The 10940-nt window shown below is 46.4% G+C and carries 11 protein-coding genes and 1 pseudogene; 5 read left to right on the forward strand and 7 right to left on the reverse strand.

What is annotated here, in order from left to right:
- The 4 genes and pseudogenes from ACO6V1_RS20005 to ACO6V1_RS20020 form a co-directional block, all read right to left on the reverse strand.
- Positions 1-449 (reverse strand): hypothetical protein (locus ACO6V1_RS20005; RefSeq protein ID WP_422468190.1); only part of this gene is annotated, 449 nt, incomplete at its 3' end.
- 368 nt (positions 450-817) lie between these two features.
- Positions 818-2029 (reverse strand): hypothetical protein, encoded by a 1212-nt coding sequence (locus ACO6V1_RS20010; RefSeq protein ID WP_422445561.1) that lies wholly within the window; start codon positions 2027-2029, stop codon positions 818-820.
- Positions 2030-2262: 233 nt separating this feature from the next.
- Positions 2263-2669, reverse strand: a pseudogene (locus ACO6V1_RS20015) (hypothetical protein); the annotation flags it as partial.
- A 208-nt stretch (positions 2670-2877) separates the two neighbouring features.
- Positions 2878-3765: a hypothetical protein gene (locus ACO6V1_RS20020; protein WP_422468192.1), complete on the reverse strand. Its 888-nt coding sequence runs from the start codon at positions 3763-3765 to the stop codon at positions 2878-2880.
- A 112-nt stretch (positions 3766-3877) separates the two neighbouring features.
- Here ACO6V1_RS20020 and ACO6V1_RS20025 point away from each other — a divergent pair, with 112 nt between their 5' ends.
- Positions 3878-4027, forward strand: a complete 150-nt coding sequence (locus ACO6V1_RS20025; RefSeq protein ID WP_422445557.1) for a hypothetical protein — start codon at positions 3878-3880, stop codon at positions 4025-4027.
- A gap of 571 nt (positions 4028-4598) precedes the next feature.
- On the opposite strand, the gene ACO6V1_RS20030 is transcribed toward ACO6V1_RS20025, so the two are convergent.
- Together ACO6V1_RS20030 and ACO6V1_RS20035 are read right to left on the reverse strand one after the other, a co-directional pair.
- Positions 4599-5528 carry a hypothetical protein gene (locus ACO6V1_RS20030; RefSeq protein ID WP_422468194.1) on the reverse strand — a complete coding sequence of 310 codons (930 nt, stop codon included), beginning with the start codon at positions 5526-5528 and terminating at the stop codon, positions 4599-4601.
- 155 nt (positions 5529-5683) lie between these two features.
- Positions 5684-6841, reverse strand: coding sequence for a hypothetical protein (locus tag ACO6V1_RS20035; protein WP_422468196.1), 1158 nt, complete (start codon positions 6839-6841; stop codon positions 5684-5686).
- Between the two features lie 135 nt (positions 6842-6976).
- Between ACO6V1_RS20035 and ACO6V1_RS20040 the strand changes: the two genes are divergently transcribed.
- Positions 6977-7162, forward strand: a complete 186-nt coding sequence (locus ACO6V1_RS20040) for a hypothetical protein (RefSeq protein WP_422445551.1) — start codon at positions 6977-6979, stop codon at positions 7160-7162.
- A 448-nt stretch (positions 7163-7610) separates the two neighbouring features.
- On the forward strand, positions 7611-7937 hold the full coding sequence (locus ACO6V1_RS20045; protein WP_422445549.1) for a hypothetical protein: 327 nt from the start codon (positions 7611-7613) through the stop codon (positions 7935-7937).
- On the opposite strand, the gene ACO6V1_RS20050 is transcribed toward ACO6V1_RS20045, so the two are convergent.
- Complete coding sequence (locus ACO6V1_RS20050; RefSeq protein WP_422445547.1) at positions 7909-8997, reverse strand: hypothetical protein; 1089 nt, start codon at positions 8995-8997, stop codon at positions 7909-7911. The two genes, ACO6V1_RS20045 and ACO6V1_RS20050, sit on opposite strands and share 29 nt — an antisense overlap.
- A gap of 111 nt (positions 8998-9108) precedes the next feature.
- Between ACO6V1_RS20050 and ACO6V1_RS20055 the strand changes: the two genes are divergently transcribed.
- Together ACO6V1_RS20055 and ACO6V1_RS20060 are read left to right on the forward strand one after the other, a co-directional pair.
- A complete protein-coding gene (locus tag ACO6V1_RS20055; RefSeq protein ID WP_422468198.1) occupies positions 9109-9720 on the forward strand; it encodes a hypothetical protein in 612 nt (203 codons plus the stop codon).
- A gap of 9 nt (positions 9721-9729) precedes the next feature.
- The coding region (locus tag ACO6V1_RS20060; RefSeq protein ID WP_422468200.1) for a hypothetical protein at positions 9730-10940 on the forward strand (1211 nt) is incomplete at its 3' end.

A 10940-nucleotide genomic window follows, 5' to 3' on the forward strand; every position in this document is an offset into this window, starting at 1 on the left:
GTGTTGACGTACTTCTTGTTACCCTTTGGATCAATTTCGACGTATTCGAGATAGTTGACCAGCGTCTCTTTATGGGACTTGTTAACAGGGACATCGTTCACGAACCGGAACCAGTGTCGGTATCCCTCCTCATCGGTATACTGATAGCGCACCACTTGATCCGCCTTATCCAGTTCATCGACTGATTCATAAAGCGAGGGGTGAGAAGTGATGGGTTCTGGCATCAGAGGCAGTACTTCCTTCTTATCCGGTTTTTTGACGCAATCCCGGTCAAACTGCAGCAATGACGGATACTTCAAATGCATGACGGCAAGGCCGCTCATGATCGCATCATGAAGCGGGATTGCATCCTGACTCTTCCTTGGTCGGAAATCCGGTATTTTTGCAGCTTCTTTAGAAACGATGCTGATCAGTTTTTCGGCAACTGTCTTTCGATTAGATGGAGGCACAGTAAACAACAGTAGTCATGTAATGCAGGATATTTTACCTGATATTCTGCGATTTCAGAACTGCCGGATCTGTCTAAAAGCTTTGGTATTATTGACCATAATCAATTTAGCGGGAATTGCTGGCCAATCATTCTCTCTGGCAATGGTGAGGCTGGTTGGGTTTCCCGGCTGACGGTTAAGAACCTGTTTACTCTCTCTAAAGCGGCCAATAATACGATGACTCTAACGCTCCCAGATAGTCGGCAGTTCTCTGTTATCTTTTTGAACGGTCTAACGGTGTTCCTTTAGAGGCACAGCAAGTTTTACTGTTTGCCTATCCAGAGGACAGAGACCAATACCTTATGACCCTTCGATTACTGACCGTTCACTCAGGGTGAGATAGGTTCGATCGGGACTGAAAATATTCCTTCAGTTTGACAACTGAAAAGCGGGGAGGCAGAACCTTCTGAATTTTTACTGGAACTCTGGGTCGTTTCAGTTAAATTAGAAGTCAGTGGTAAATTACCTGAGTTTTTAGCTGAATTGACTGACTGAAGATACCGCTCTCTTGCGATCACAGCTTGCTCTTTTGCTTCTTTCTTGTTGGAGGTTTGTATTTTGATTCTTTTGTAGGTATTTATATAGATCTTTTGTCCCTCAGCGTAAGCGGGATCTTTGCGAAGTTCCCTTTGGCGCTCCCTTTCGCGCTCGGCGAAAGCGGGATCTGTCTGGTAGCGCTCCCTTTTGCTCTTCCTTTGGCGCTCGGCGAAAGCGGGATCTGTCTGGTAGCGCTCCCTTTTGCTCTTCCTTTGGCGCTCGGCGAAAGCGGGATCTGTCTGGTAGCGCTCCCTTTGGCGCTCCCTTTCGCGTTGGGCGTAAGCGGGATCTTTGCGAAGCTCCCTTAGGTGCTCCCTTAGGCGCTCCCTTTTGCTCTCCCTTAGGCGCTCCCTTAGGCGCTCCCTTAGGCGCTCCCTTAGGCGCTCCCTTAGGCGCTCCCTTTTGCGCTCGGCAAGTGAAGAACTGCCATCAATATTAACTTTTGCCTGGGTGGTTCGGTTATCACGTGTAGCTTGGTGCATGCATAACGGATTAACGACAGCAACTGGCCGTAAATCTTGTGAATTATGAATTACGACAGGAAGATTAGTTAACTGTAAACCTGAGCTTGTATGATTCGCTGTTGTTTGCTCTCTAATTTCAAACTTGTCCCACGATATTAGCTGCTGAAAGGGAGTACTCGGTGTTGGTAATAATGGATTTTTAACGGATTCATAATCATGCTGGTAAGGAACATATTCATTAAGAATGGGTTGTTGTATCTCTTGAATACCTGTTCCAGAAGCGCTTTCTGAATCGAAGTTTGTTAGAGATTCAATATTATATTGATTCAATGAATAAGAACGATCAGCTTCATTCTGATATGTGTCTGGTCCGCTATTATAAATAGGAATAGGGTTCAGCACTTGAACTGGTATGCCTTGATAAATAGGCTGCTGTTCGGTGGCACCGAATTTCTGTTCTTGATTTAATAAACCTGATGCGCTGGAACAAAGATAATAAAAATAAGCATCGTATGAAGGAAATTGATTGGTTTGATTCATTGAATTATCGAATTACTGAATTACTGAATTACTGAATTACTGAATTACATCTTAAGACCACGCCTTCTTATAAAAGTTCCTCTCTTTCACAAATTATCCTTTATTTATGTCAACCAGACATAAGGATTTGCTATGTCTATCAGAATGTTTCTGTCTTGTTATTCAATACCGATAGCCAAGCCGACGAACGCCTCGATGCCAGAGATCGGATCGGGTGTTCAGCCTGATTGATGTTAGCTCTGAAGATTATGAGCAATTGGGAAGCCGTATTGATTCATTCTCTTCCAGAAACACTCCCAGTGACCGGATGAACAGACCAATGCTCTGAGGGTAAGCAGCATGGAAGCTCCTTCTTCCTTCCAACGCATTCCTGACCGACACATTCGCTGCTTCACCAATATTTTACAAGCTGCTTCAGTGACGCCTGAACCAATTCAGGGACATGGTAAAAATCCAGCACCTGCTACGAGACAAAAGGCTCAAGGAACGTCCAGTTATCCGGGGCTCCATCAGCTACTCCAACGTATGTCGCATTAGGGTACTGTTTTTTGATTTTCTCGATTTCTCCGGTATAGCGACGGATAAATGTTTGTTTATCCTTTCCAGACAAGACTTCTGGCAAGGCCTGGGCAAAGAAAGTTGAGGCTGAAATGCTGCGACAGGCTGAGCAGGTGTATTTGCTCTATAAAGACTTTTTGCAAATGTACAATAAACACCAGTCTGTGTCAGTGGTAACTCACCTGAGTTTTAGCTGAATTGACTGACTGATGATAAGGTTTTTTGCGCTCCCTTTGGCACTGGGTGTAGCGGGATCTTTGCGAAGCTCCCTTTGTCACTCCCTTTGGCGCTCAGCGTAAGCGGGATCTGTCTGGTAGCGCTTCCTGGCGATCCCTTTGGCGCTCGGCGTAAGCGGGATCTGTCTTGTAGCGCTCCCTTTGGCGCTCCCTTTCGCGCTCGGCGTAAGCAGGATCTGTCTGGTAGCGCTCCTTTTTGCGCTCCCTTTCGCGCTCGGCGTAAGCGGGATCTTTGCGAAGCTTCCTTTGGCGCTCCCTGTTGCGCTCCCTTTGGCGCTCGGCATAAGCGGGATCTGTCTGGTAGCGCTCCCTTTGGCGCTCCCTGTTGCGCTCCCTTTGGCGCTCGGGGTAAGCGGGATCTTTGCGAAGCTCCCTTTGGCATTCAATATGTGAAGAATTTTCATCAACAGCTTCTTCGTCTTGAATCGCAGGAGATATATATTGTTGAAGATGTTCACTTTTCAATCGTCGGGTAATAATCGCAATCGGCGCTGTAGATTTAGAGAAATTACCAATGCCGTCTTGTTTAGGAATTTGGATGGGTGAATTAAGTTTGGTATCAACATCTGTTGAGTTTTGCGAGATTGATTGAACACCCTTTGTTATGGAGTATATCGAAAAAGTTTTATTTTCAGGGTCATATTCTGCAACCTGATAATTTTCCAGTGGTATAGCTACTGGAATTGCAGGAGAATCGTTATAGCCAGTTTGATTTTGTACAGCGAAATCTTTCAACCATTTTTTTTTATGATTTAAATATCCTTGATTATCTGAACTTGTAGATTGGTCAGTCATGTCATGGTTAGTTACAGGTAGTCCAACTTCAGTAACCATTCGGGAGAAAACCTGACCTGTTGCACCAGATTCAGCTAAAGATATGCTTGGAATATTAGAAAGGCCATTAGGGGCTGGACTTAATTGAGAAGAAGTTGGTCTATCCATTGAATTATTGAGTTATTGAATTACAGTTTAAGACCACGCTTTCTTATAAAAGTTCCTCCCTTTCGCCACTCATTAACCTTATATCCATGTCAATCAAGCATAAGGAATTGCTATGGCTATTACTAATAGCGACGTAAAACTCTTCGCAAGTCAGCGCCTCACAGATGTGGAAGACGGTGGGGGGCGCGTTACTGGCAGCGAGGTCATTGATGGAAACATCAATAATCTCTTTCTTCGATTGCTGACCTTTACTAAGGAATAGTCCCGAAATAATTTCCCGGTTTCCCCTGAGGCTATAAAACTGAGATAATGGCCTCAGCGCCACGAAGTACAGGAAGCTACCTTGAGCCATTACTCCCCGCAAGTCGCCATCCAGATGATCAAGTTCTACAAGACTCTCAACGAACGTGACCATTCAGTTAGATAAAATTCTCCCAAAATGGAACTATAGAGCTATCCCTGAAACTGGGCGAAATGAGGAAGTTATTTCGGGACTATTCCTTAAAGGCACAGCAAGTTTTACCGTTTGCCTATCCAGAGGACAGAGACCAATACCTTATGACCCTCCGATTATTGACCGTTCACTCAGGGTGAGATAGGTTCGATCGGGACTGAAAATATTCCTTCAGTTTGACAACTGAAAAGCGGGGAGGCAGTACCTTCTGAATTTTTACTGGAACTCTGGGTCGTTTCAGTTAAATTAGAAGTCAGTGGTAAATCACCTGAGTTTTTAGCTGAATTGACTGACTGAAGATACCGCTCTCTTGCGATCACAGCTTGCTCTTTTGCTTCTTTCTTGTTGGAGGTTTGTATTTTGATTCTTTGGTAGGTCTTTATATAGATCTTTTGTCCCTCGGCGTAAGCGGGATCTTTGCGAAGCTCCTTTGGACCTCCCTTTTGTGCTCCCTTTCTCGCTGGACGTAAGCGGGATCTTTGCGAAGCTCACTTTGGCGCGCCCTTTGACGCCTGGCGTAAGCGGGATCTGTCTGGTAGCGCTCCCTTTTGCGCACCCTTTCTCGCTCGGCGTAAGCGGGATCTGTCTGATAGCGCTCCCTTTTGCGCTCTCTTTCGCGCTGGACGTAAGCGGGATCTTTGCGAAGCTCCCTTTGGCGCTCGACGTGAGTGAGATCTTTCTGGTAGCGCTCCCTTTGGTGCTCTTTTTTGCGCTCGGCAAGTGAAGAACTGACATCAACATTGACTTCTGCCCGGATTGTTTGGTTATCACTTGTAGCTTGATGCATGTATAACGGATTAACGACAGCAACTGGCCGTAAATCTTGTGAACTATGAATGTCGGCAGGAAAATTAGTTAACTGTAAACCTGAGCTTGTATGATTCGCTGTTGTTTGCTCTCTAATTTCAAGCTCGTCCCACGATATTAGCTCCTGAAAGGGAGTGCCTGGTGTTAGTAATAATGGATTTTTAATGGGTTCATAATCACGCTGGTAAGGAACATATTCATCAAGAATTGATTGTGGTATCTCTGGAATATCTATTCCAGAAGCGTTTTCTGAATCGAAGTTTGTTAGGGATGTAATAATATATTTATTCAATGAATAAGAATGATCAGCTTCATTTTGATATGTATCTGGTCCGCAATTGTAAATAGGAAGAGGGTTCAGAACTTGAACTGGTATGCCTTGATAAACAGGCTGCTGTTCGATGGTACCAAATTGCTGTTCTTGATCTACTAAACCTAATGCAGTGGAACAAAGATAAGAAAAAGAAGCATCGAATGAAGGAGGTTGATTGGTTTGATCCATTGAATTATTGAACTATCAAATTACAGATTAAGACCACGCTTTCTTATAAAAGTTCCTCCCTTTCGCCACTCGTTCACCATTTATTTATATCAACCAAGCATAAGGAGAAGACGGTGGCGGTCGGCTTACTGGCAGCGAGGTCATTGATGGAAACATCAATAATCTCTTTCTTCGATTGCTGACCGTTCACTAAGGCCGAGAGGGATCGATCGGGACTGTAAATATTCCTTCAGCTTGACGACTGAAAAGCGGGGGGCAGCACCTTCTAAATTTTTACTGGAACTCTGGGTCGCTTTAGCTAAATTAGAAGTCAGTGGTAAATCACCTGAGTTTTTAGCTGAATTGACTGACTGAAGATACCGCTCTCTTGCGATCACAGCTTGCTCTTTAGCTTCTTTCTTGTTGGAGGTTTGTATTTTGATTCTTTGGTAGGTCTTTATATAGATCTTTTGTCCCTCGGCGTAAGCGGGATCTGCCTGGTAGCGCTCCCTTTGGCGTTCCCTTTCGCGCTCGACGTAAGCGGGGTCTGTCTGGTAGCGCTCCCTTTTGCGCTCCCTTTGGCGCTTGGCGTAAGCGGAATCTGTCTGGTAGCGCTCCCTTTTGCGCTCCCTTTCGCGTTCCCTTTCGCGCGCGGCGTAAGCGGGATCTTTGCGAAGCTCCCTTTTGCGCTCCCTTTGGCGCTCCCTTTTGCGCTCTCTTTTGCGCTCTCTTTTGCGCTCGGCAAGTGAAGAACCGCCCTCAACATTAACTTCTGCCCGGGTTGTTTGATTATCACTTGTAGTTTGGTGTATGCATAACGGATTAACGACAGCAACTGGCCGTAAATCTTGTGAGCTATGAATTCCGGCAGGAAGATTAGTTAACTGTAAACCTGAGCTTGTATGATTCGCTGTTGTTTGCTCTCTAATTTCAAGCTCGTCCCACGATATTTGCTCCTGAAAGGGAGTGCCTGGTGTTAGTAATAATGTATTCTTGACGGATTCATCATTAGGCTGGTAAGAGACATATTCATTAAGAATAGATTGTGCTATCTCTGGAATATCTGTTCCAGAAGCGTTTTCTGAATCGAAGTTTGTTAGAGATTCAATATTATATTGAATCAATGAATTAGAATGATTGGCTTCATTTTGATATATATCTGGTCCGCAATTGTAAATAGGAATAGGGTTCTGCACTTGAACTGGTATGCCTTGATAGATAGGCTGCTGTTCGGTGGTACTAAATTGCTGTTCTTGATCTACTAAACCTAATGAGCTGGAAAATAGATAAGAAAAAGAAGCATCGAATGAAGGATGTTGATTGATTTGATCCATTGAATTATTGAACTATTGAATTACAGATTAAGACCACGCTTTCTTATAAAAGTTCCTACCTTTCGCCACTCATTCACCATTTATTTATGTCAACCAAGCATAAGGAATTGCTATGGCTATCAGAATGTTTCTGTCTTGTCATTCAATACTGACAGCCAAACCGATGAGCGCCTCGATGCCAGAGACCGGATCGAGAGTTATTTGGTTCCGGGCATTAAGGCATCATGGGAGCTGGTGGGCGATCAGCTGGAAGGGCAGGGTGCCGTTGTCGGCTATCAGCGGGAGGAATGGGCGGTGTCTGAAATTGGCGAGGTCTATTAGCTGACAACGCTATATGAGACAGTCAGTCAGTTCATCCGTATTACAGCCGTTGATTATTCCACTGAGATTTTTACCTATTTCGCTGGAGCGTAGTATATCGATTTTACCCGGCGAAAGTTGGAAATGCAGATTAGCGCACCTTTGGTGACGAAATTTATTGGGGCATCTCCCGTTCCCGGTGAGCCGGAGGAGGCAAGCTAATAATGAGAGAACGCAAGCTCTTAAAGACTGCCAGGGGAGCGCAGACTTATCTACCCCACGCACCGTTTACAAACCCCGCAGCGTATTATCCGGCTCGAATATCCGGGGGGCGATGTGAATGTTGGGGTAACACCGGGGGATGAAACCAAACTGCTGGATGCCCTGAAAAATGCAGGTATGAGGACGGTCTGATGCAACTGGATACCATTACTCTTCCAGATGATCTGCTCTGGATCAATGAATTTGAATGGAACCCGGTAGAGCAAACCACCGACGCAGCCTGGCCGGGGCTTTATTGGTACAGGAAGGCCAGTTAGTTCATGGCCGTTCTATTGTTCTTTCTGGTAATGGCGAGGCCGGTTGGGTTTCCCGGCTGACGGTCAAGAGCCTCTTTGCTCTCTCCAAGGCGGTTAGTAAAACAATGACGTTGAGGCTCCCAGATAACAGGGAGTTTTCCGTTATCTTTGATCGGTCAAACGGGGCTCCCATTGAGGCACAACAGCTTATGCCGTTTGCCTACCCGGACGATAGCGACCAATACCTTCTTACCCTTCGATTGCTAACCGTTCACTAAGGCTGAGTGGGGGCGATCGGGACTGTAAATATTCCTTCAGCTTGACGACTGAAAAGTGGGGGGCAGTACCTTCTGAATTTTTACTGGAACTCTGGGTCGTTTCAGTTAAATTAGAAGTCAGTGGTAAATCACCGGAGTTTTTAGCTGAATTGACTGACTGACGATGCTGCTTTTTACGCTCCCTTTCGCGCTCGGCGTAAGCGGGATCTGTCTGGTAGCGCTCCCTTTTGCGCTCCCTTTCGCGCTCTAAGTAAGCAGGATCTTTGCGAAGCTCCCTTTTGCGCTCCCTTTTGCGCTGCCTTTCGCGCTCGGCGTAAGTGGGATCTGTCTGGTAGCGCTTCCTTTTGCGCTCCCTTTCGCGCTCGGCGTAAGCGGGATCTTTGCGAAGCTCCCTTTTGAGTTCCCTTTGGCGCTTGAGGTAAGCGGGATCTTTGCGAGGCTCCCTTTGGCGCTCTCTTTTGCGCTCGGCAAGTGAAGAACTGCTATCAACATTAACTTCTGCCTGGGTTGTTTGGTTATCACTTGTCGCTTGGTGCATGCATAACGGATTAACGACAGCAACTGGCCGTAAATCTTGTGAACTATGAATTCCGGCAGGAAGATTAGTTAACTGTAAACCTGAGCTTGTATGACTCGCTGTTGTTTGCTCTCTAATTTCAAGCTCGTCCCACGATATTATCTGCTGAAAGGGAGTACCTGGTGTTAGTAATAATGGATTTTTAACGTGTTCATAATCATTCTGGTAAGGAACATATTTATCAAGAATAGATTGTGGTATCTCTTGAATACCTGTTTCAGAAGCGTTTTCTGAATCGAAGTTTGTTAGAGATTCAATGTGGTATTTAATCAATGAGTTAGAATGATTAGCTTCATTTTGATATGTATCTGGTCCGCTATTGTAGATAGAAATGGGGGTCAGCGCTTGAACTGGTATGCCCTGATAAATAGGCTGCTGTTCGGTTGTACCAAATTGCTGTTCTTGATCTACCAAGCCTAATGCACTGGAACAAAGATAAGAAAAAGAAGCATCGAATGAAGGAAGTTGATTGATTAGATTCATTGAATTATTGAACTATCGAATTACAGATTAAGACCACGCTTTCTTATAAAAGTTCCTCCCTTTCGCCACTCATTCACATTTATTTATGTCAACCAAGCATAAGGATTTGCTATGGCGATTACTAATAGTGACGTAAAACTCTTCGAAAGTCAGCGCCTCACCGATGAAGAAGACGGTGGCGGTCGAGTGACCGGTAACGAGGTCATTGATGGCAACGTCAATAATCTCTTTCAAGACATTTCCCGGATTGACCGAACCATTGGTGATGTGGCTTTGCGTAAGGCGTTTATCGGGATCAGCACCGACAACAATGACATTTACCTTGGAGGCCATTTGATCCTGACCGAGCCTCCCAAGGATCAGAATGTTTCTGTCTTGTTATTCAATACTGACAGCCAAACTGACGAGCGTCTCGATGCCAGAGACCGGATCGAGAGTTATGTGGTTCCGGGCCTTAAGGCATCGTGGGAGCTGGTGGGCGATCAGCTGGAAGGGCAGCGATCCGTTGTCGGCTATCAGCGAGAGGAATCGGCGGTTCCTGAAATTGGCGAGGTCTATAAGCTGACAACGCCAGATGAGACAGTCAGCCAGTTCATCCGTATTACTGCCGTTGATTATTCCGTTGAGTCTTTTACCTATAACAACGGGCAGGAGTATATAGATTTTACCCGGCGGAAAGTGGAAATGGAGATCAGCGCTCCTTTGGTGACGACCTTTGTCTGAGCGCCACCAGTGCCGGGGGAGCCAGAGGAAGAAACCAGCCGCATTCAGGAAACGCAGATAGCCGATACCAGCCGTTACTATGGCATCCAGTCTATGAGTGCCAATATTACCGCAGGTGACCTTAAGGTAAAGGCTGAGAGTGTTTATGCGCCTTTGGTGCCGAGTGCCAAGGTCGAAAGCCCATTACTGGATCAATATGGCGGCTATACCGGCAAGACCGTGGTGGCGACTTCGGCCAGTAACCGATCAGTCAGTTGTCGCTTTGTTCATATCACTGGCACCCAGAGCCGCACCTATCTGCAGCGGGGATTTTTGCCCGGAACCCTGACCCTTTCGGTGGATGGCGGCACCTTTGAAGATAACGGCACAGGCAATCTGATCCATAAAAGCGGCACCAACAATTACACCAAGATGACCGTGGATTATGACCTTGGGGAAGTAAACGTCTGGCGAGTAAGCGGAGTTCTTTCGGCCTCCGGTAATGCGACTTATCAGCCAGCGGTGGGAATGACGGGCTCAGCGATCAGTGGTGCTATCCCAATCACAAACCAGAACCGGGGCTTCAACTACACCCTGAATATGGCCGAGGCCAAGCCAAGGCCGGGGACGCTGGTGGTCAGCTATATCGCCCTCGGCAAATGGCAGGATATCCGGGATTCCGGTAATGGACAGATGACTGGTTCTGGAACTGGCACCATCCTCTTTGCAACCGGCTCGGCGGCAATTACCCTCGATGCTTTGCCCGATCCAGACAGTGCCATTGTTCTCAGCTATGTGGCTCAGAATGATGATGAGGTGACGATCAGAACCGGCTCGGTGCCGGTGGATGATATGACCTTCCGGCATACTGTTCAGAAGCCCGGTATCAAGCCCGGTTCCATGACTGTGACGTATATTTCATCCGGTGGTAATAAAACCCTGACTGATCAGGGCAATGGCCTGCTGACGGGCGATGGCAGCGGCGCTATTCATTACGCTCCCGGCGAGCTGAGTTTTAAGCTGGACAACCTGCCTGACAGCGGAACCGAAATACAGCTGACTTATGAAGAAGGCACCAGTGCTGGTGGCGAGGTCATTGTTACGGTGGATGATCTGGGCGTAATGAGCGGCACCATACCCGGAGCCCCTTTATTGCCCGGTTCTATCCAGCTGCAATTTCTGGTTAAGCAGCTGTCCAATGTACCCAACGGTGCAAGACTTGAAGATGATTGGACAACCTG

The organism is Endozoicomonas sp. ALC013, assembly GCF_049310205.1.
In the GTDB taxonomy this organism is placed as follows: Bacteria; Pseudomonadota; Gammaproteobacteria; order Pseudomonadales; family Endozoicomonadaceae; genus Endozoicomonas.

Bases quoted from the DNA above. Each gene is read 5' to 3' on its own strand.
- ACO6V1_RS20010 (WP_422445561.1), bottom strand. From the start codon at position 2,029: ATGAATCAAACCAATCAATTTCCTTCATACGATGCTTATTTTTATTAT.
- ACO6V1_RS20020 (WP_422468192.1), bottom strand. From the start codon at position 3,765: ATGGATAGACCAACTTCTTCTCAATTAAGTCCAGCCCCTAATGGCCTT.
- ACO6V1_RS20025 (WP_422445557.1), top strand. From the start codon at position 3,878: ATGGCTATTACTAATAGCGACGTAAAACTCTTCGCAAGTCAGCGCCTC.
- ACO6V1_RS20030 (WP_422468194.1), bottom strand. From the start codon at position 5,528: ATGGATCAAACCAATCAACCTCCTTCATTCGATGCTTCTTTTTCTTAT.
- ACO6V1_RS20035 (WP_422468196.1), bottom strand. From the start codon at position 6,841: ATGGATCAAATCAATCAACATCCTTCATTCGATGCTTCTTTTTCTTAT.
- ACO6V1_RS20045 (WP_422445549.1), top strand. From the start codon at position 7,611: ATGGAACCCGGTAGAGCAAACCACCGACGCAGCCTGGCCGGGGCTTTA.
- ACO6V1_RS20050 (WP_422445547.1), bottom strand. From the start codon at position 8,997: ATGAATCTAATCAATCAACTTCCTTCATTCGATGCTTCTTTTTCTTAT.
- ACO6V1_RS20055 (WP_422468198.1), top strand. From the start codon at position 9,109: ATGGCGATTACTAATAGTGACGTAAAACTCTTCGAAAGTCAGCGCCTC.